The sequence below is a fragment of the Sphingobacterium alkalisoli genome (assembly GCF_005049105.1).
GTDB lineage: Bacteria > Bacteroidota > Bacteroidia > Sphingobacteriales > Sphingobacteriaceae > Sphingobacterium > Sphingobacterium alkalisoli.
The window spans coordinates 336441-359752 of record NZ_SUKA01000006.1; the positions used below are offsets into that span (position 1 = coordinate 336441).

Below are 23312 nucleotides of genomic sequence, written 5' to 3' on the forward strand. Positions count from 1 at the left end.
GCGCACCAAATTATTCGGTAAACGCAGAAATATAATCGGTGAAAATAGTAGACACTATCTATTTAAGCTTTTATATATATTAGTATCTTTAGTCCTATTTTCTAATAATAAATGCCAAATATATATAGATCTGTTTTCGTCGTCCTTTTCATGATTTCTACACTTTCCTTTGCACAGGTAAACTGTAAGGTAGAATATTATTCAGGAAAGGACGGCCTAGCCCATAGTTCGGTAACTGCCATCGTAAAGGACCGAGACGGCTTTATGTGGTTGGGTACATGGAATGGACTAAACAGATTCGACGGTAAAAATTTCAAAACCTACAAACCTTCTTTAAAGGGTAACTCTTATCTGGAAAGTAAAAGGATTGTACAGATTTTGGATGGAGAGAACAACTTACTCTGGATCAAAACGTACGACAAGCAGGTATATTGGTTTGATAAAAAAACAGAGAAATTTGCGACGCTATCCACAATAATAGAAGAGCGGTATAAAAAGAAAATTCTATTCAATAAAATTTTACATGTTTCAAAAGATCATGTTTGGTTGGGGTCGGTAGCGGATGGTCTATTTCGTATTTCAACTCGCGATATTTCCACCAAAGGTATCCGGCAGTTTCGCGAAGCTGAAGGATCGGATAACATATTGTCATCGAATGAGGTGAATTTTTTACACGAGGACAAAAAAGGAAAAATCTGGATCGGTACCATCAACGGCCTTAATAGTTTAATAGTTGGCGAGAACGAGGGTCTTAGAAATACTCTTTTCATCATTAAAGAAACACTCGGTTTAAATATTACGAAATTTGAAGAAGATCGAAATCAGATTTATTTTTCTACCGCTCAGGGTATACTTATTGTATACAATAAGCAAACGCAACTCATTACTAAGCGACGAGTTTCGGATTATCCAATCAATAATATTTTTCTATCAAAACGAAGTAAAATACTTTATTTGACAGATTCCTCTGGAAAGGTTATCGGTTATGACATTGATAACGCAGCTTCTAAAATATATCTACAAGGGGCTGAAGAATTCATTCATCTTTTTGAAGATAGCCGTGGCAATCTATGGTTAGAGCCTAGTTCTGAAGGGGTGGTATTCTGGAACCGCACTTCAGGCAAAATAAACCATTTTTATAGCCCAAGCAAAAAGCAAGACAAAAAAGCACTTTTTAGCTGTTTCGAAGATATCAACGATGTCGTGTGGGTCAGCATGAAAGGAGGAGGTTTCGGATATTATGACTATAAGTCCGCCTCCTTTGTGACGAAAAATGAGGATATGTCGGGTAACTATACATCATTTCCCCAACTGATTTATAGTTTGCATTATGACCCTTCAGGTGTCGTTTGGTTATGTACTGAAGAAAACGGACTGATAAAAATGGTCTTACGTAACAATAATTTCGATAGTGATAAGTTAGTCAAAGCATTAAGTCCTGAAGAAGATCCCGAAGTACGAAGCCTTATGTTTGATACCAAAGGTAGGCTTTGGGTTGGGACAAAGTCGGGAAGTCTAGTCGTAAAGAAAAATGATACCTATACATCCGCTCCTATAGACAAGCTTCCAGTCCAAGGTTTTTCAGGTATATATGCTATGCTAGAGGACAAAAGCAATACGATATGGATAGCCACCAAAAATAAGGGACTATATGTAGCTACACCGAAGAATCAAGAGCAAACTGACTATAGCCTAACGCACTACGATACAATGAATAGTACGTTGCAGAGCGATCAAATATATACTGTGTTGCAAGATCATCGTGGAGATGTGTGGTTAGGCACATTTGATAAAGGGTTAATAAAAGTACAATGGAAGGACGGCCTCATAGACTTTAAATCAATCACCTTTAACAATAAGACATATCCTCAGGGAAGTTTTGATAAAATTAGGTATTTGACGGTAGATGATACCGGAAATATCTGGATTGCCACGACCTTTGGCTTGGTGGTTTATTCGCAAAAAGGACACTTCAGGGTGTACAGAGATAGCTATCAAACAGGTAATGGTATTGGTGGGAACGATCTGCAGTATATATTGAAAGCGTCAAATGGCGATATGTGGCTATGTACTTCAGGAGGAGGGTTGACAAAGGCAACAGGCGATCCTTTTACGGGATTAAAGTTCAAAAACTACACAGATGAGGACGGTTTAAGCAATGATTATATCTTGAGTGGAGCCGAAGATTCAGATGGTAATTTATGGTTAGCTACCGAAGGGGGCATTTCTAAATTTGACCTCAGGTCTGAACAATTTTTTCCATTTGATGCCTTTCATGAACAACCGGGTTTCAACTTTTCAGAAAAGACTGTTGCCAAAAGCCCTTACGGAGAAATTATATGGGGTACATCGAAAGGAACCATTCTATTGGATCCTTCTAAGCAGATCATTAGTAAATCAAAGGCAACTCTAGTATTTAGTGGCTTACAGGTTAATAATAAGGATTTGCGGCCAAACCCCGAAATAGATGGGCAGGCTTTCAATATCCAATATGCGGATAAGATTATTTTGAATTATGATCAAAATAATATCAGTATTGATTTTACCATCACAGATCATCGCTATAGTCAACATAATTATCTCTACAGACTACAAGGTTTGGACTCGACCTGGCATACCGACAAGCAATTGAACAGAGTTACCTTTACAAACCTATCACCTGGCCAATATTGTTTGGAAGTAAAGGCACAAAGCGACTTATATACCGTATTGCCTTATAAGAGTTTAGCTATCATTATTTTGCCACCTTGGTGGCACACGTGGTGGGCATACACTATTTATTTTGTGCTGTTGTTATGCATAGCTACTTTAGTTTGGAGGATATTGTCTACGATGATAGATTTGAAAAATAAGGTCGAGATCGAAAAGAAAGTAGCCGAAATGAAAATGGACTTTTTCACGAATGTGTCGCATGAACTGCGCACGCCATTGACGTTAATATTGAGTCCTGTTAAACAATTGTTGGGTAGCGAAAAACTTTCTTCACAAGGCGAACAATATTTGAATATGGTGTATCGGAATGCGACTCGGATGGAAACATTTGTCAATCAACTGCTAGATTTGCGAAAGATTCAAGAGAATAAATTCAAAGTTCAGTTTGAGATGTTCGATGTTATAGCGCTGAGTAGACAGGTCATCGATAATTTTCGACCGATAGCAAGAGAGCGAAGGATGACGCTGAAAACATCTTTTTCTTCCGATTCGATTTTGATTCAAGCTGATGAAAACCATATCGAGACGATATTGTTTAATATATTATCCAATTCTTTCAAGTATTCACCCGATGATACGGAGATCGTTGTTTCGTTGGACGAGCAACAGGGGGTCTTCAACCTGCAGGTTTCTGATCAAGGTTGTGGCGTGAGCAATGAAATGTTGAACAATATCTTTGAATTGTTTTATGTAGAATCCAAAACCGTTAGCAAAAATACTAAGGGTACTGGGATAGGGCTCGCATTGGCAAAAGAATTGGTCGATTTGCACAATGGTCAGATTAGGGCATTCAATAATGACGATAGGGGGCTCTCGGTCATTGTCACCCTTCCTGTTGTGCAGCAAAAAGAGTCACATATACCACAACAGGTACGGGATGAGACGGCTTCTGAACAGCAAAGCTATTCAGGAAACGCGGAAGAGCAGAAAGACGACGTCGAGAAGCCAGTTGTCTTGATTGTTGAAGACAATGAAGATTTGATGAACTTCTTAAAAATGCAATTAAACTTGTATTACAAGGTTTTGATAGCGCATGACGGCATAGAGGGGCTAGCTGTTGCCGAGCAACAGATACCCGACCTGATCATTAGTGACATTATGATGCCCCACATGGACGGAATCACGATGCTTGCTCAGATCCGCCAAAACACGAAGATAAGCCACATCCCAATAGTGCTGTTGTCCGCCAAGCACGCTATCGAAAGTCAAATAGAAGGAATACAATATGGCGCGGACTTCTATATTACCAAACCATTCCATACAGAATTCTTATTGAGCTCGGTGAACAACTTGATCCGTAGGCGTACGCAGTTTTTTTCGGCTATGGTAGAGCGACGTGAGGTGGTACTAAAGCCCTCAGATTTGATCATCACTGATACAGACGAAAAATTCTTGAAGAATGTGGTGCAGGTAGTCGAAGAAAGAATGTCAGATCCCGATTTCAATATAGATATGGTGGCCGACGGACTCCACATGAGTAGAAATACTTTTTACAAAAAGTTCAAAAGCCTTACTAAAATAGCTCCAATCGAATTTGTACGAGATATGAGACTCCAACGGGCTTATCAAGTGTTGGGAGATGGTAGGCATACTGTTGCAGAAGTCGCCTATATGGTAGGGTTCAATAATCCAAAATATTTTAGTACATGCTTTAAAGATAAATTCGGGGTGTCACCAAAAGAATTCTCCAAGAGCCTATAATATTTTTTTTTGTTTAATATGTTGTTTTTAAGTGTGTTAGTTTTGAGAGAGTAATTATTGAACCTTTTATGTCAAAAATTAAACCTCTTTCGAACACTATCCTTTTACATTTGCTTTAACTAAATCATGTGATTGATCGGAAATGACACTTTGTTTAAACCTGCCAACGTACGATACACCACAAGAGTTATAAACCCAAAAAAAGCATAACCTGAAGTATACATAGATATACTTCTACAAATAAAATAAACACTTATAAACCAACTTATATGAATAGATTAAAATTATGTGAGTTTCAAGATTTACACCCACTTTGTGCAATCGGTTGCTTGGAGCTGAATGACCCTCAGGGACTAAGACAAAGAAAGAGAAGTGGGGCTGGCTCACTTCCATTACACATTTTCAAAAGTGGTATAACTTTGTTTTTTCTTACCACAGTTTGTTTTTCTCCGACTTATGGCAGTAATGCCAGATTGACTAAACATCCCGTTCCAACACCAAACTCGATGGCGGCCATCTTTCCCTCTGCTGAGCAACAAAAGAACATAGATGTGTCTGGTACGGTTACAGATGTTAATGGCGTAGCGCTTGCAGGAGTTAGTGTATCGGTTAAAGAGACAGATCGAACGGTGGTTACCGATGCGAAGGGGGCGTATACACTAAGTGGGGTGCCTCAAAATGCCGTATTGATATTTATATCTGTAGGATTTAATACACAAGAGATCACTGTTGGTAATCGATCCAAAGTAGATGTCGTCATGCTGGAGAGCTCTACGCATATTGAAGAAGTCGTTGCTATTGGATATGGTACAATCAGACGTAAAGATTTAACTGGTTCGGTGGCTTCGATCAATGCAGACAAGCTTAAAGATCTTCCAACTGTATCGGTACTCCAGGCCATTTCGGGTAGATTGCCGGGGGTTCATGTAACAGTTACCGAAGGTTCGCCAGACGCTGACATTAAGGTTAGAGTCCGCGGAGGAAGTTCCATTACGCAGGATAACTCTCCACTATATATCGTAGATGGTTTTCGGGTAGCCAATATCAATGATATCCCCATGACGGATATAGAAACCATCGATGTGTTGAAAGATGCCGCATCTACCGCCATATATGGTTCAGAGGGTGCTAACGGTGTAATCCTGATTACCACGAAATCAGGTCGTGGAGGGCGGGCGCAAATTACTTTTAGCTCCTATGCGGCGATGAGTAATGTCTACAACCTTACGGAGGTTTTGTCTCCTTACGAATATGTCTATTGGCAACGTGAACTTGACCCTTCTACCGCCAATAACAATAGTTTTAATTCCATGTACGGTCTATGGGATGATATCGATATCTACAAGTCTAAAGCAGGTATCAACTGGCAAGATAGATTATATGGTAATACAGGAATACAACAAAGCGACAACGTCGGATTGAGTGGTGGAGATTCAGATGGTACATTAAATTATAACTTGAACTATACCCGTGATGGCGAGGATTATATCATGTTGAACTCTGCATATCAGCGCGATTATGTGAGTGCTAAGCTCAACAAAAAAATCAGTAAAAACTTGTCCTTCGAATTTAACTCAAGAATGTCCAATACAGTTATTACGGGGCCAAGTATATCAAATGGCCGAAAATTGCGGGAGGCAGTTAAATACGCGCCGGTTAGGAGTTTGGCATCTTTGACGGAAGATGCATTAGGAGGAGCAGAAGACATGACTTCTGCAGAGGCTTTGAGTTCATTGCAAGATCCAGTAGTGAATGTTGTTAACGAATATAAAGATCAAAATAGATTCAATGCGACCTTCAATACAGGGTTAAATTGGAATATTATTAGAGGTTTACGTTTCAGTACCAAAGGATCATTTGCATTTAATAAAGATTTTACAGATAATATCTGGGTACGTGGTACAGGGCAATCGAGTTCAAATGGAGGGCAGCCGGTGGCGAGGAGAGAAGATCAAAAAGGTACGCAATGGTCTATACAGAATGTCTTGACCTATGACCTAGATCTCCAAGACGGTAAGCATCGTCTTACTGTGGTAGGGGGGCAGGAATTGACCAACAATCAACGTAATAACATGCTTCTGGAGTCAAAGTTTTATCCACATGATTTTACACCCGATGATGTATTGGCGATGTGGAATTACGGGACACCACAGCCCACCTATACCACTATTGGAGAGCCATCTCGAGTGTCCTCTTTTTTCTCACGCGTAAATTATACGTTCAATGACCGATACATCTTTACATTCACCGGAAGAGCAGACGGTAAGAACGTGTTTGCTCCAGGTAATCAATGGGGATTCTTCCCGGGCGCAGCGCTTGCTTGGCGATTCTCTGAAGAACAGTTTATGGAAAATACCAAATTGTGGCTTTCTGATGCTAAACTGCGTTTGAGCCGTGGTGCCGTAGGCAATGCGAGAGTAGGTTCCTATTGGAGGCAAGAGTATGGTTTTGTAACTGCGGGCAACCAGCTATACTATATCAACGAGACCCCTCAGAGTGCATTGCGAACGCAAAATACACTTAAAAATGAAAGCCTAACGTGGGAAAGTACAGTATCCACCAATTTAGGTTTGGACTTGAGCTTTCTAAATAGCAGATTTAACTTAACCGTCGACGCCTATAGTAATATCACGAATGACCTGATACTTCAAGTCCCACTTCCTTCGAGTTCAGGGTATGGGCAACAATATCAAAATGTAGGTAGCACTGCCAACAAAGGATTGGAGTTTGGCGCCTCTGCAATACTCCTCGAGAAGAAAGATTTCAAATTGTCTGCGGATTTTAATATCTCGTTCAATCGGAATAAAGTACGTTCACTAATCGATGGACTTAGTGAGATGAATACGCCTGCATCCGCCTGGTTAGATTTTGGTCGCGATGATTTCCGTGCTATTGTTGGCCAACCGGTAGGTCTGATGTATGGCTTCGTATCAGATGGCTATTATACGTTCGATGATTTTACGTTTGATTACGATCAAAATAGATGGATGCTCAATGAAGGAATCGTAGATGCCTCTCACGTCATGTCTCGTTCGGGCAATTATTTCGGCCCCGGACATATCAAGCTGAAAAAGATGGGAGGCGAAGGAGAGGTCGTATCCCTAGATGACGACCGTGTCGTCATAGGCCGAGCGCAGCCTAAACATACAGGAGGTTTTATGCTGAATAGCCAGTTTAAGGGTTTTGATCTAGCAGCCATGTTCAACTGGTCTTATGGTAACGATATATATAACGCAGACAAAGTTGATTTTACAGCTTATGAGGGATCTAAACGCTATCAAAACATCAGTAACGATATGCGTTTGTCTGAGCGTTTTACGACGATAGATCCGCAGACCGGTGTCAATATTATGTTTGGCAACAATGCTGATCCTATCCTGTTTCAGGAACTGAATGAAGGTAAGACGATGTGGAACCCGGCTGCCGCCAACGGACGCGTTTTAACCGATTGGGCTGTAGAAGACGGTTCTTTTTTACGGTTAAGCAATCTTACACTGGGGTACACCTTGCCTTCGCATATAGCTGGCCGTTTGCTCATGCGCCAACTACGAGTTTATGTAGCAGCGTATAATCTCCATGTGTGGACCAATTATACGGGGCAGGATCCCGAAGTGGATACACAACGCAATCCGTTAACACCAGGTGTAGGTTACTCCGCCTATCCCAAATCGAAAAAGGTACTTTTTGGATTAAATGTTACATTTTAAACTATTGAAGATGAAAAAAATATTATTGATTATTTCTATACTGATGGTTGTAATTTTTGCGTCCTGCAAGAAGTTTTTAGAAACTAGTTCCCCATCATCGCTAAGTCCCGAAACGGTGTTTAATACCAGTTCCATGGCAAAGGCGGCTGTAATGGGCTTATATGGTCGAATGACGGAAACGTACATCTACGGGCAAAAGCTGTCTGTAAACTGGCAGGGGGTGTCGGATATAGAGTCCAATGGACAATTCAGTGAAACGCAGTACAACCAGCCAACGAGCGATTATGGAGCAGGTAATTTTTTTGGAGATTCGAACAACCAAACTACTCGGTGGCAACGCCTTTATGAGTTCGCAGAAATGTCCACGGCGGTAGTAGACGGTATTCGCAGTTCACCAATCCTAGAAAGTGATGCTACTATGAAACCGCTGTTGGGCGAAGCGTTGACACTCAAGTCGCTGGCTTTCTTTGAGCTCGTACGGTATTGGGGTGATGCTCCTTACAAGAAGGAGGCGTCAAAATCAGATCTTTCCAACGTTTATATGGGCAAGTCGGATAAGGATACGGTATATCACTATCTAGTGCAGGATTTGGAAGAAGCCCAAAGCTATCTTCCCTGGAAAGGGGGCAATGCCGAATACGGGACTGTAGAACGTGTCACAAAAGGTTTTGCAAAAGGATTATTAGCTCGAGTCGCACTGTTTGCCGGCGGATGGTCCCTGCGTGACGCGAACCAATTTCCGAATTCGACAGCAGAGAAACATCCTACACTATCAGAGATAAGTGGATATTATGTAGGCCGACCTCAAAATTGGAGAGACTATTACCGTATCGCTGCACAACAAACTGCTGAAATTATCGGCTCGTCCGAAAATCCCCATAGTCTGGATCCAAGCTTTCAGAATGTTTGGGAATCCGTGTGTGGCGGACGTCCTAATTCGTTTAATGAAAACTTATTTGAAGTGGCTTTTGGTATGGGGAATAACGGAGATATTGGATCACTAATGGGATACGAGGTTGCGGGCAATTCCCGGTACGGTACTCGGGGGTTTGGAGGAAGTTATGTAACCTCTACAGCCTATTATTTTTATTCCTTTGATCGGGAAGATCAACGGCGAGATGTTACGTTAACTTGGTTGCGTTATACATCGGAGAACAAGGAATCCATCAATACAAATCCCAATGATGTCAAACTCGGCAAATGGAGGATATATTGGATGTCAGATGCTTATCTGGCCTTACACAGAACGGCAACAAGTAGGGTTGCGACTGGGGTGAACTGGATATTGATGCGTTATTCGGATGTGTATTTAATGTATGCTGAGGCAATGAGTCAAATTGAAAATGCAGATGCTGTTCATGAAGCTGCAGGAGGTTTATCTGCACGTCAAGCGTTAGAAAAGGTTCGTGAACGCGCTTTCGGTACAGGTTCCCCGAAGATATATACCTACGATTCGAACTTTTTGGATGCGGTTATTCATGAGAGAGCATGGGAATTCGGTGGCGAGTCCATCCGTAAGCAAGATCTTGTGCGCTGGGGGCTATTGTACGACAAGATAGAGGATATGAAAAAAGCGTTGTGTTTAATGTTCGATCATACACAGCCGGTAAAAATATTTGATAAGATTTACCAACCGTCAGATTTTCCTACGGTCGTGTACTACCGCTTCAGAAATACGGAGTATATTGACCAGGCTTCCTTAAATTATTATGGAGATTTACCTGCCAATCCAGGAGGTGACTATCTAGCAATTGACTGGTTCACGAAAGCTGTAGCCAAGCCACTTGTCGTCGAAGCAGGCCGAACGTATAACTATACCCTTTGGCCGGTTAGGGCGCTTTTGGCAGGAACAGGACTAATGGCGTCGTACGACTACGCTGGGTTTCTATCTACGCTTACCCATGGTAGTGAGATACAGTCCTTGCTCAGTCAATACAGAATGGGCAACGGTGTATGTAATTATAGGTATCCATTTCCGATCTATGTAGATGATATTCGGGAATCGAGGGGTTATCTAGAAAATGCATATGGTTATTAATAGTAGGAAAATATAGAAATATGAAAAAGATATTTTTTAAGATTTTAATGCTCGGAATAGTAGGAATATCCATCTCGGGCTGTCAAAAAAAAGTTAACGATTGGGATATAGATCCCACCCATCAGCGACTTTTTAAATCATTGGTGTTCAACGTTGCCCGTATCGGTTCGACCGAAGTGGAAATCCGATACACGCAAACTGTCTCTGCCGACAAATACATATTCGAGTTTAGCAAAGATAATCTTGAATTCAACGAAATTGTCAAAACCGTGGAAATATTTGCAGACACACTCACGCCGTTTGCCCCGTCTACCTCACCGGCAAGAGTAGAATACCGGACAATTTTTGATGAACTCGATGGCCTGACGGAATACGCTGTGCGCATGAAAGGCGTCAATACGGAGACTGGAGAAGAATCCAGCTATTCGCAATTAATCTTTCTAACGCCCGCTGAACAATTGTTTAATAGTGCGGACGCCTTTGTGGACAGGATGGTGATGCATTGGACACCCACGGATAGGGTAACCCATGTCAGTGTTTTTGATCCCGTGAGTAATATCGAAATCCAGACGATTCAATTGTCGGCTTCGAATAAGACAGATGGAAATGTGGAGATTCTAGGGTTGCAGCCCGGGACAAAATACCATATCGCTATTTTCAATGAGGCGGTCCTACGCGGATCCCGGACTGTTACGACCTCAGGTTTGGCCGGTGGTGAAATTATAATTGTTAACCCCGGAGATAATATTCCAGCATTGGTGGCGGATGCGGTAGCCGACGGAAAGCCGAATATAATTCTGATGTTCAACGGCGGACAAATCTATGATTTGGCAACGCTGACTATGCCTTCCGGTGTGAATAATTTGAGTATTACGGGAGAACCTGATAATAACGGAAATAAGCCACGGTTGAATATCAGCGCATTACGGTTCTCGGATATTGTCTATGGTGAGGTAGTTTTTGAAAATGTTGATATTTATGCCGTGAGTGGTAGTGCGTTCCTGATTACACAGGATAAAAATGAATCTGATGTGGAAGCTTATACTTTTAGAAACTGTTATATCGAACGGTTTGGAAATGGCGTTGTCCGCTTAAATAATGCGGCCAATGTGCAAGGTATCATTTTTGACAATTGTATTTTGGATAGAATCGGCGGCTGGGGAGTTGTAAACGTAGGCGGTAGCGCTGCAATAGTTGATTCGATTTCCTTTACCAACAGTACGTTGGTAGATCTATCTACACAGTTGATGGATGTTCGTGTGGCCATTAAAAAAATCGTTATTGAAAGTTGTACGTTCTATAATCAAAATGCGGGTTTGAGCCAATTATTACGCTTTGATACGAATAAACTGCCCTTGCAGCTCGTTACGAACAACAACATCATTGCCGGAACAAATAATGGTGCAAAAGTTAACGCAACGAGTTACGACCACGCCAACTTTGGTCTAGCTGTTTCCTTCGCTGGCAGCTATCGTACGAATGAACTGCAAATTGAACGTGCTTCACGTGATTTTTCCGAGATAACTATTTTTGACGGAACGGCTGATGATCTATTTGTCGATCCTGCAAATAAAGATTTTCATATTAAATCGGGTAATGGTTTTGGTGGCCGGGGAACAGCCGGAGACCCGCGGTGGTTTGATTAAGCTTGGAGATGGGTAGGCCTAGGGATTTTTTTGTGCATTTAAAAAAAAGAAAATGAAAGTAAATAAACACCGGTATTTATATCTATCTATCGCTACGTTGATTCTTCTATTTGCCTGTAGTAAGGGTGGAGAGAACGAGCAAGAAACAGATAATGACAACGGGTTTAAGCCTGTCGAAGAGGAAGCTTTTGCATTTCCAGAGGCGGAAGGCTTTGGTCGCAAAGTCACGGGAGGACGCGGTGGCCGTGTCATTAAAGTGACCAACCTGAATGATGCAGGAACCGGTAGTCTGAGAGCGGCAGTGACTGCCTCAGGTCCACGGATTGTCGTATTTGAGGTGTCCGGTACGATCGAATTGCAATCGCAATTGAATATCCGCAATCCTCATATAACCCTAGCTGGGCAGACAGCGCCGGGAGATGGTATCACCATAAAAAATTATCCTGTGGTCCTGTCTACCCAAAATGTAATTATCCGTTTTATGCGCTTTCGTATGGGGGATGAAAAGGGGGTGGAAGCGGATGCCTTAGGAGGTTTCGAACAGAAAGATATCATGATCGATCATTGCTCAATGAGCTGGTCCACCGATGAGTGTGTATCATTTTATAGCAATGAAAATTTTACTCTCCAATGGTGTGTTATTTCCGAAAGCCTCCGTTTTTCTGCACACGACAAAGGTGCACATGGATATGGTGGTATCTTTGGCGGCTTCAAGGCATCCTTCCATCATAATTTAATAGCGCATCATGATAGCCGGAACCCACGTTTTGGCGAACGTGGAGGAACGGATATTGCACGTCGATCTCTAGTCGATTATCGAAATAATGTCATCTATAATTGGGGAGGAAATAGCGCGTATGGAGGTGAGGGGATGCATATCAATCTTGTCAACAATTATTATAAACCTGGCCCCGCAACCCAAAATCGAGCTAATACACGTATTTATTCTATAGACAAAAGTAAAAATCCCCAAGAACCAATGTATGATATCTGGGGGAAATATTATATAGCAGGTAACTATTTTGAAAATCAGCCTGCTGTGACCAGCAACAATTGGTCAAACGGTGTTTATAACCAGTTTCATAATAGCTATGGCATCGTTTCCGAAAACGATAAAGTCGCAATGCAACAAGCTACCCCTCATGATATCGAAAATAATGTAACCACGCATACGGCCCAAGAAGCTTATGAAAAAGTCTTGCTGTTCGCAGGAGCAAGCCTAAAAAGAGATGCGGTCGATATTCGTGTCGTCGACGATGTCGCAAACAAAACGTATACTGCCCATGGATCCAGTGGAGATCAATATAGTCGATTCGGGATAATCGATAGCCCAGGAGACGTAGGCGGCTGGCCGGAGCTTAGCTCCGGCACGGTTCCATTGGATACGGATGGGGATGGTATACCCGACGAGTGGGAAATCGCAAACAAACTCGATCCTAGTAAACCGAACGCCGACGGACGTAACCTAAGTACGGCGTACGACAATATCGAAGTGTATATAAATAGTTTGGTAAACGTTAAAAAGTAAATAAAGTATGTATTTGAAGTTTAAATATAAAGACTTTCTCTCTATTATGGCAAGCACGACCTATTGTGTACTATTGCTCGCTATGTATCCTGCGTTGGTCGCATGTTCCCATAAAGATGATTCGTTATCGGAACTTATCAAAGAGGAGGATGAGCCGGATAAAAATATCAAAGCCAATGCCGTTGTGGCAGCAGACGGTACAGGCGACTTTACGACGGTACAGGCAGCCATTAATGCTGCCCCAAATAATAGGAAAACCTATTTCTATATCTATATTAAGAAAGGAGCGTATAAAGAAGTAATCACGATCCCTAAAAATAAAGACTATATTTATCTCTATGGGGAGGATGCTGCATATACCATCCTGACCTTTGACAACTATGCCAAACGACTGAGGCCTGATGGATCAGAATTTGGTACCAGTGGATCTGCCTCATTTTTTGCAAATGGTGATTTCTTTGTGGCAGAAAACCTGACATTTGAAAATACCGCAGGTATCGATGCAGGCCAGGCCTTGGCAATCAATATTGGCGGAGCACGATCTTCCTTTCGGAATTGTCGTTTTTTGGGACATCAAGATACCTGGTATGCAGGCAATGGTACGTTCCAATATCTTCGGGATTGCTTTATCGAAGGATCAGTAGACTTTATCTTTGGTGGGTCTACCGCTTTTTTTGATGAATGCCATATGCAAAGTACACGAAATGGCTACATTACTGCGGCTTCAACCCCAGAAAATCAACTATACGGGTATGTTTTTCAAAAATGTAAAATTACGGCTTATCCCACTGTTGCAGAAGGGTCTGTTTATCTTGGAAGACCTTGGCGACCCCATGCAAAGGTTGTATTTCTACAGCCTAATTTAGGTAAACATATCCGTAAGGAGGGATGGCACAACTGGGGGAATGCTGCTAATGAAACCAGCGCTTTCTATGCTGAATATAATTCTACCGGAGAAGGAGCTAGTCCAAGTACACGAGTAGCTTGGTCTCGACAGCTGACAACAGAGCAAGCGACGAGCTTCACCTATGAGAAGGTGATCGGCAGCCAACATCCCGGTTTTATAGAAGATGATATCACTATAACGCCCAAATAAATGTAACAAAGTTGTGTTGAGCGAGAAATCAAACCTTTTTTACGAAATATTTGCCCCGAGGGGGAGATATAGTTCGTATTTTTAGATGAACGTAAAAACAATCTTTACACCAAAAGTAAGCCCTCATCTAGAAAGATGTTTTTTAGAAAAAATGCACATGAAAAAACTACTAATACTGATCTGTATTTCTTTTCTTAGCTTCGGAGCATTCGCCCAAAAAAATTATGTGCGAATGGTCGATTCAGAGATGAAACGTAATCCTGAAGCCTGGATGCTTGATTTTTCAAAAGCGCCGAAATGGAACTACTGTCACGGATTAGTGTCGCAGTCGATATTACAAACTTACGATAAGACTGGAGAGCGCAAATACTACGCGTATATTTATGATTATGTAGACACCATGATCAATGAAAGCGGTGATATATTGGGGTATAAGCCACAAGAATACAATATAGACCGTGTAAATACCGGGAAAATTTTGTTTCCTATTCTAGCAAAAACAGGAGAAAAGCGCTTTAAAATCGCCTTGGATCACCAACGCGAACAAATGCGTACGCACCCTCGGACGAAGGAAGGAAGTTTTTGGCATAAAAAAGTATATCCACATCAAGTCTGGCTAGATGGACTGTATATGGCGGGACCCTTCTTGGCCCAATATGCAGAAAAAAACAATGAAACCGACTTGTTTGATGACGTAGCATTGCAGATCGTAGATGTACGAAAAAACTTGTATGATCCCAAGACAGGTTTATATTATCACGGCTGGGACGAAAGTAAATCACAGCGTTGGGCCGATCCTAAGACAGGACTTTCGCCTAATTTTTGGTCTAGAAGTATTGGCTGGTACATGATGTCTATCGTAGATGTTTTGGATTTCTTACCGGAGAGGCATCCCGATAGACCCGAAATTTTAAAAATTCTACAAGAGCTGGCATCATCTCTGGAGAAATTTAGAGATCCCCATACCGGCATGTGGTATCAGGTAACCAACATGCAAGATCGAGAAGGGAATTACCAGGAATCTACAGGCTCTATTATGTTTATTTATGCTTGGATCAAAGGTGCTCAAAAAGGATATTTAGACCAAAGCTTCCTAAGGAAAGGAGAGGAAGCTTATGAACAATTTATCCAACATTTTACCAAGACAGAAAAGGACGGAACTTGGAGTATAACGAGCTGCTGCTCCGTGGCGGGATTAGGTGGCGACAAGAACTATCGCGACGGTAGTTTTGCATATTATATTTCTGAACTGGTACGAGACAACGACCCTAAAGCCGTAGGTCCATTTATTATGACCAGTATATTATTGGATCGATAATATGAACGATATGAAACAATTTTTTTTAGTCATCATAGGTTTATTCCTATCTATTTCAGCGCTATTCGCGCAAGCGGTTGCTTCTTTCCCCGGAGCAGAAGGTGGCGGTATGTATGCAACAGGTGGGAGGGGTGGTTCTGTTTACTACGTAAACACCTTAGAAGATAATGAAATTGGGGATCTACAGACGCGGCAAGGATCTTTTCGTTGGTGCATTAATCAGACCGAACCACGCACTATTCTATTCAAAACCGGAGGTACCATTTATTTAAAGAGCAGCCTATCAATTAGAAATGGAAACGTAACTATTGCAGGTCAATCTGCACCTGGAGATGGCATATGTTTAGCGGGCTTCCCGGTTACGTTGGCTGCGGATAATATAATCATACGTTTTTTACGCTTTCGAATGGGAGATCGTTATTTATCTACTAAAGAGTCTGATGGAGCGGATGCGTTTAGTGGACGTCAAAATACCAACGTCATACTCGATCACTGTTCGATCAGCTGGAGTACCGATGAGTGCTCGTCTTTCTACGACAATGAGAACTTTACTATGCAATGGTGCATTATTTCTGAGAGTTTGCGTTTGTCCGGACATTCTAAGGGGCCTCACGGTTACGGTGCCATTTGGGGTGGATTGCGAGCTACTTTTCACCATAATTTGTTGGCCCATCATGATAGCCGTACGCCTCGTTATGGGCCCGGCGCTAAATACGCAGGAAAAGATACGACTGATGTACGGAATAATGTGTTCTACAATTGGAATGGCAATGGAGCATATGGAGGTGAGGCAATGCATATCAATATCATAAACAATTATTATAAACCAGGACCTGGAACGGAGAAACGTGTTAAGGATCGGATAGTAGCCTTAAATGCGAGCGGTGAAAATGGCTATTTCAAATCCATTATAGGAGTTTGGGGAAAATATTACATTAACGGAAATGTGCTTGATCATAACCCCACTATTTCTGCTGATAATTGGTTAGGAGTAACCATTCAGGGAAATCAAACTATGGCTGGAATCAAACTAGAAAAACCGCTCGTGGTGCATACTATGCAAACACACAACGCACAGACTGCCTACGAAAAAGTGTTAGCACACGCAGGTTGTTCCATTTATAGAGATGCCATTGACCAGCGGATTGTACGGGAGACAGCAACAGGTAGCGCTCAATTTATAGGCAAAAGTCGGCACAATGGTAAAGGAGGGGAATGGAAGAGCAAAAATTATCCACGGAAAGGACTCCTTGATTCCCAGGAAGATCTAAATCCTAATGCAAAAGATAAGAGTTGGTCTGCGTGGCCAATACTACAATCTGGAGTAGCCGTTATGGATACTGATGGCAATGGGATTCCTGATGGATGGCTAGAAGAGCACCATCCTGGCAAAAAGGCCGAAGACCTTAACAAAGAAGGGTATACGTATCTGGAATGCTACCTGAATAGTTTAGTACAATATATTACGGCAAATCAAATCTGATCATATATAAATAGCGATGTGATCGAATAAGAAGATATACAACACATCAATCTAGTTAATACATAATTTTTAATAATGATATTCTTTAATTTCAAAAAAACTGTACTTACCGGTATTGCAACATTAGTTATTTTATGCCTTTCGGACGACCTATACGCGCAATCCGTTACGCCTCAAGCAGCAAGCTCATTTAGTTGGACAAATCTGCCGCAGGTCGCCCAACCGCAATTTAAGAAGGATACCATTGATATCAGAACTTTTGGTGCAAGTCCTGATGGGTATACGTTAAATACGAAAAATATCAACGATGCAATATCTGTCTGTAATGGCCGGGGCGGAGGAGTGGTTTTGATTCCCGCAGGTTATTGGTTATCCGGACCCATTGAATTAAAAAGCAATGTAAATCTGCATCTTGCAGATAATGCATTCGTACAATTTACAGCTGATTTTAATCAATATGAAATAATAGAGGGCAATTATGAAGGCAAACCTTCCGCTCGAAATCAGTCGCCTATTAGCGGTCGGGATCTGGAGAATATCGCCATCACCGGAAAAGGAACAATCGACGGAAACGGAGACGCTTGGCGTATGGTAGGAAGAAACGCGTTGACCGAAGGGGAATGGCGTGAGAAAATAGCATCTGGAGGATTAGTAAGTGATGACGGAAAAACCTGGTTTCCATCGGAAAAGACGAAGCTGGCACACGAAGAAAAGCGTTCGGTACTGTTGGCGGACGGCGGTAAACTGTCAGACTTTGAGGGTATTAAAGATTATCTAAGGCCAAACCTTGTCGTTTTGACCAACTGCAAAAAAGTGTTATTGGAAGGAATTACATTTCAAAATTCTCCGGCATGGAATCTACATCCCCTCATGTGTCAGGATCTTACCCTTCGGAACGTTCTTGTTAAGAATCCCGATTACGCGCAAAATGGGGATGGCGTAGATATCGAATCCTGTGCAAGGGTACTTATAGAGAATTGCGTATTCGATGTCGGTGATGATGCCATATGTATCAAATCAGGAAAAGATGAAGAGGGAAGAAAGAGAAACATACCAACAGAACAAGTTATTATTCGGAGAAGCAAAGTTTATCTGGGGCATGGCGGTTTTGTTGTAGGTAGCGAGATGTCGGGTGGTGCACGGGATATTTTTGTTGAAGACTGTACCTTTATGGGGACAGATAAAGGTATCCGGTTTAAGACTACCCGGGGTCGGGGAGGTATTGTTGAAAACATCCACATCCGAAACATAAATATGTCTAACATCGTACAAGAAGCTATCTTTTTTGATATGTATTATTGGACCAAACCTCCACAAGCGAATGAAGTGCAAGTAATACCTGAGGTAACGGTAGAAACCCCGCAGATTAGAAATGTATTTATCGATCGTGTTACCTGCAACGGGGCTGCTATCGGCGTTTTTATGCGAGGGCTTCCTGAGATGCCCATTCAAAATATTCGGATGAGCAACTTGTTTTTAACGGCTGATAGGGGCGTTGAGATTAAAGATGCACAACACATTTCGATCAACGACGCGACCTTTCATACCGATAAATCTAATCGATTGATATATGTAGAAAATGCCAAAGATTTGTTTTTTGATCAACTCGATTACAACCCTGATGTTTCTCAAGTGCTAGAAGTAAATGGTGCTGAATCAAATAATCTGCGGTTTAAAAATGCCAAATTTGATATTAAACAGATAAAGTTAGACCATGGCGCTCGGAGCAGCGCGGTGCAAATTGATTAACGATACGTAAAATTCAACCAAGATATAATGAAGAAACTTGTTTTAAAAACTTTGCTGATAACTACTTTGGCGATAGTACCTTTCTGTTTTTTAACCGCTCAGAAACAGGAACTGAAGCTTTTTTATGATAAACCAGCATCAGACTGGAATGAGGCTTTACCAATTGGAAATGGGCGTTTAGGGGCAATGGTATTTGGAGACCCTGCAAAAGAACAACTTCAGCTGAATGAAGAAACCATTTGGGCAGGTGAACCAGGAAATAACGTACCAAAGAATACTGCAACCAAAATAAAGGAAATAAGATCGCTGTTGAATCAGGGTAAGGCCAGGGAGGCACAGGAACTTTCCAATGCGACTTTTCCCCGCGCAGCGCCTAAGGATTTAGATTACGGTATGCCTTATCAGACTTTTGGCAGCCTATGGCTTGCCTTTCCAGAACATGAAGACTTTAGCAACTATCGGCGGGAGCTGGATATCGAAAACGCCGTAGCACGAACCGCCTACCAAGTTGCCGGTGTTACCTACCATAGGGAAGTATTCGCTTCATTTGCGGATGATGTCGTGGTTTTGAAACTGAGTGCCGATACGAAGAATAGTCTTTCCTTTACCATTGGACTCAGCTCGCCGCACAAGTCGGCCAATGTTTCGCAAGAAGGCAAACAGCTTTCTTTATCCGGCACAACCAGTGCAGTCGATCGTAAGGTAGGCAAGGTGAAATTCAACGGTATCGTTCAACCGGTATTAAAAGGTGGTGAATTGATTGTAAATGGGGATAACCTCGAAATACGTGGGGCGGATGAAGTTGTCTTATTTGTCTCGATCGGTACCAACTTCAAAAAATATAATGACCTCTCGGGAAATGCAGTCCGTAATGCGCAGAATATCTTAAGTAAAGCGTTAAAGGTGAAATATGCCGATGCACTTGCGAAACATACCAAGCGTTACCAACATTTTTTTTATCGTGTCAGTTTAGATCTTGGCAAAAGCCCACAGGCAGAAAAGACGACAGATGTCCGTGTTAAGGAGTTTAAGACATCTCAAGATCCGCATCTGGTAGCTTTGTACTTCCAATTTGGCCGATACCTATTGATCAGCTCTTCGCAGCCAGGAGGTCAGCCGGCAAATTTGCAGGGGATATGGAATGATAAACTATCGCCACCTTGGGATAGTAAATATACCGTCAACATTAATACGGAAATGAACTATTGGCCGGCAGAAGTTACTAACTTACAGGAAATGCATGAACCTCTTTTTGCTATGCTAAAAGATCTGGCCATAACAGGGCAGGAGAGCGCGAAGGAGATGTACGGCGTACGGGGATGGAACATGCACCACAATACGGATCTCTGGCGAATTACGGGAGTTGTCGACGGCGGCTACTATGGTATGTGGCCGATGGGTGGCGCTTGGCTCACGCAGCACCTATGGCAGCATTATCTTTACAGTGGTGATAAGAAATTCTTGAAAGACTATTATGAAGTGTTAAAAGGCAAGGCCTTGTTCTATTTGGATGTTTTACAGCCCGATCCTTCGGGAAAATGGATGATAGTCACACCCTCTATATCTCCCGAGAATTCATATATGACTGGAAGCGTAGGTATTTCTGCGGGAACAACCATGGACAATCAATTGGTGTTTGATGTATTTAATAACTTTATTGCAGCGGCTAACATACTGGGTAAGGATCGAACCTTAACGGATTCGATAAAAGTGATGCGTGATAAATTGCCTCCGATGCAGATTGGCCAGCACAACCAATTACAGGAGTGGCTGACAGATCTAGATAGTAAAACGGATAAACACAGGCATATTTCACACCTTTATGGTTTGTATCCAGCAGGGCAGATCTCTCCGTTTCGTCACCCGGAGCTAACCCAGGCGGCTAAAAACTCTATGTTGTACAGGGGTGATAAATCGACAGGTTGGTCTATGGGCTGGAAGGTCAATTGGTGGGCAAGGTTGTTAGATGGTAATCAAGCGTATAAACTTATTCAAGATCAGCTAAGCCCCCCGGAAGGGGAACAGGGCCAAGGTGGAGGAACCTACCCAAATTTGCTGGATGCGCACCCTCCATTTCAGATTGATGGAAATTTTGGATGTACGGCCGGTATTGCTGAAATGCTCTTGCAGTCGTACGATGGCAGTATTTATATCTTGCCGGCACTTCCCGATGCACTTCCGACCGGCAAGATAACCGGATTACGTGCACGTGGCGGATTCGTGGTGAATATAGAATGGAAGGAGGGTGTGTTGACGCGCTTGGTCGTAAAGTCGAACCTGGGTGGAAACTGTCGTTTACGCTTGGCAAAAGGGACTGTGCTATCTGGAAATGTGTCCCTAAACAAAGCAGAAGATGAAAATCCAAACCTATTTTATACTGTAAATGCTATAAAAGAACCTTTAACGTCGTTAAAGGCTACTGTGGAGCAGTATGAAACACCGGATACAGAATTATGGGATTTCAGTGCCAAAGCAGGAAAACAATATGAATTCGTCGTTACACCATGATACAATTTAAATTGCCCATTGACAGACGATATGATACATGTAAATCTAAAAGCATCTGGATGACTAAAGCAGTACACTATACAGCTGTATTTTTAATATTACAGCTGTGTTCTCCGTTTTTAATCGCGCAAACTCCTATTCCGATCGATACGACATACAATATCATGCGGGTACATCGGCAGATAAAAAAAGAATTTCCGTATGCAGTGCTTGTAAAGGATAGCCTGCCGAAAGGTATTAAAAGATATGACGACAACGTATATCTTACGTTACAACATACCGCTTTCGGAAAGCGCGAGCTTCATCTCGATGTTTTTCGTCCCGACCATACGAGAAAATTGCCCGCTATCGTACTGATTCATGGTGGGGGATGGCGTTCGGGTACAAAAGAGATGCAGGTTCCGATGGCACAAATGCTTGCTGCAAAAGGTTTTGTAACCGTTCCCGTAGAATACCAATTGTCGCTCGAAGCGCAGTATCCAGCTGCTGTCCACAATATTAAAGAAGCCCTACGTTGGGTAAAAGCCAACGCAAACAGATTTCATATCGATACGGCGAAAATTGCGGTTTTGGGTTGCTCAGCAGGCGGACAGTTAGCTTCGCTCGTGGGGCTGACAAATGGGCTTTCGAAATTTGAAATGCTGAAAGCTGAACAAGGAATCTCCACGGAAGTACAGGCCATTATCAATTTTGATGGTGTGATCGACTTTATGGCACCGGCATCCCTTAATTTGGAACGAAAGCCGGATGCCGCGGATATCTCATGGTTAGGTGGAAGTTTTGAAAGTCATCCAGCCCTATGGAAAGAGGCGTCGCCTATATTTTGGGCCGACGAAAAGCGTATTGTACCGATGTTGTTTTTCAATAGCGGTTTTCCACGATTTCACGCGGGACAAGATGAACTGGTCGGAATGCTAAAAAGATGGAACGTCTATCACGAAGTCCATGAAGTCAATGTAAAAGTACATCCCTTTTGGTTATTCCATCCTTGGATAGATGATTGCGTTGATAAAACAGCATCTTTTCTAAATGCTATTTTTAATTTGAATCGTATTTAAATCTCAACCCGCATGCGATTTTGTTGGCCTCACTAGCTCAATAAAAAGGCCTGCACTTCTGCAGGCCTATCGCACCAAAAACACCCATTTTTAAGGGTATGTCGTTACCACTTTACTTACCTGCCAGCCGTCTTTTGTCCGGCAAAGCGTGATATGGTCTACACGGGTAAAGTCAACAAACTCCATAGTAGCTTTAGCTATGCACGAGTTACCGCTTTCGTCCAGTATTTGGTAAGTCGTTTTGCAGTTGTACTGCAGCCCTTTATTTTGTTTTAAGAATTTGGTGTAAGCTTTTTTACCGTGCTTGCCGTTGTTGGCTGAATTGTAGTATTCGAAATCATTTGCAAACAGATGTTGATTAAACTCTGTGTTACCCAGTGCTGCAGCATCTAGGTACACGGCGATGATCCCCTTGCTGTTCATGTTCTTTAATGGGTTTGCTTTCTCTGCAGCAAATGAGCTGAATGATGAGATTAAAATGAGAGCCGTTGCGATAGTTGAGATGATGTTTTTCATTTTGTAGATGATGTTTTAAAAGTTATTATGTCGTATTATTTGAATCAAAAGTAGGGCAGAACTCGCCGCTAGCAAACGGCGATTAGACCAGCGTGCCAGATTATTCGGTGAATGCAGAAAAGAAATCGGTGAAAATATTTTGTTGCAGGCTAATGAATTTTTAGGTTATGCCACGGGATCGGCACCTTGTTGTACGACAGCTGATTTACTTTGTATGGGTATTTTAAAGTTTTTACTATCAACACCGGATAA

General features: G+C 42.1%; 12 protein-coding genes. 11 read left to right on the forward strand and 1 reads right to left on the reverse strand.

The genetic code is table 11. The features are described from left to right. Window positions 1–111: 111 nt before the first annotated feature. From FAZ19_RS18805 to FAZ19_RS18855, 11 genes are all read left to right on the forward strand, one after another. Complete coding sequence (locus tag FAZ19_RS18805; protein ID WP_136822296.1) at window positions 112–4413, forward strand: hybrid sensor histidine kinase/response regulator transcription factor; 4302 nt, start codon at window positions 112–114, stop codon at window positions 4411–4413. A 269-nt stretch (window positions 4414–4682) separates the two neighbouring features. Then, window positions 4683–8120: a SusC/RagA family TonB-linked outer membrane protein gene (locus tag FAZ19_RS18810; protein WP_136822297.1), complete on the forward strand. Its 3438-nt coding sequence runs from the start codon at window positions 4683–4685 to the stop codon at window positions 8118–8120. Between the two features lie 10 nt (window positions 8121–8130). Next, complete coding sequence (locus FAZ19_RS18815) at window positions 8131–10158, forward strand: RagB/SusD family nutrient uptake outer membrane protein (protein ID WP_136822298.1); 2028 nt, start codon at window positions 8131–8133, stop codon at window positions 10156–10158. Window positions 10159–10178: 20 nt separating this feature from the next. Further along, window positions 10179–11804, forward strand: coding sequence for a DUF5123 domain-containing protein (locus tag FAZ19_RS18820; protein WP_136822299.1), 1626 nt, complete (start codon window positions 10179–10181; stop codon window positions 11802–11804). Window positions 11805–11856: 52 nt separating this feature from the next. Beyond that, a complete protein-coding gene (locus FAZ19_RS18825; protein ID WP_136822300.1) occupies window positions 11857–13332 on the forward strand; it encodes a pectate lyase in 1476 nt (491 codons plus the stop codon). A gap of 7 nt (window positions 13333–13339) precedes the next feature. Then, window positions 13340–14428 carry a pectinesterase family protein gene (locus FAZ19_RS18830; RefSeq protein WP_229707642.1) on the forward strand — a complete coding sequence of 363 codons (1089 nt, stop codon included), beginning with the start codon at window positions 13340–13342 and terminating at the stop codon, window positions 14426–14428. A gap of 157 nt (window positions 14429–14585) precedes the next feature. Next, window positions 14586–15746 (forward strand): glycoside hydrolase family 88/105 protein, encoded by a 1161-nt coding sequence (locus FAZ19_RS18835; protein ID WP_211245536.1) that lies wholly within the window; start codon window positions 14586–14588, stop codon window positions 15744–15746. A gap of 10 nt (window positions 15747–15756) precedes the next feature. After that, complete coding sequence (locus FAZ19_RS18840; RefSeq protein WP_136822302.1) at window positions 15757–17229, forward strand: pectate lyase family protein; 1473 nt, start codon at window positions 15757–15759, stop codon at window positions 17227–17229. Between the two features lie 75 nt (window positions 17230–17304). Further along, window positions 17305–18978: a glycoside hydrolase family 28 protein gene (locus FAZ19_RS18845; protein WP_136822303.1), complete on the forward strand. Its 1674-nt coding sequence runs from the start codon at window positions 17305–17307 to the stop codon at window positions 18976–18978. Between the two features lie 27 nt (window positions 18979–19005). Beyond that, window positions 19006–21486, forward strand: coding sequence for a glycoside hydrolase family 95 protein (locus FAZ19_RS18850; protein ID WP_136822304.1), 2481 nt, complete (start codon window positions 19006–19008; stop codon window positions 21484–21486). 59 nt (window positions 21487–21545) lie between these two features. Continuing rightward, the gene (locus FAZ19_RS18855; protein ID WP_136822305.1) at window positions 21546–22544 is read left to right on the forward strand and encodes an alpha/beta hydrolase; all 999 of its coding nucleotides are present in this window, start codon (window positions 21546–21548) and stop codon (window positions 22542–22544) included. Between the two features lie 90 nt (window positions 22545–22634). Here the strand turns inward: FAZ19_RS18855 and FAZ19_RS18860 are convergent, their stop codons facing one another. Continuing rightward, window positions 22635–23060 carry a nuclear transport factor 2 family protein gene (locus FAZ19_RS18860; protein WP_136822306.1) on the reverse strand — a complete coding sequence of 142 codons (426 nt, stop codon included), beginning with the start codon at window positions 23058–23060 and terminating at the stop codon, window positions 22635–22637. Window positions 23061–23312: the final 252 nt, after the last annotated feature.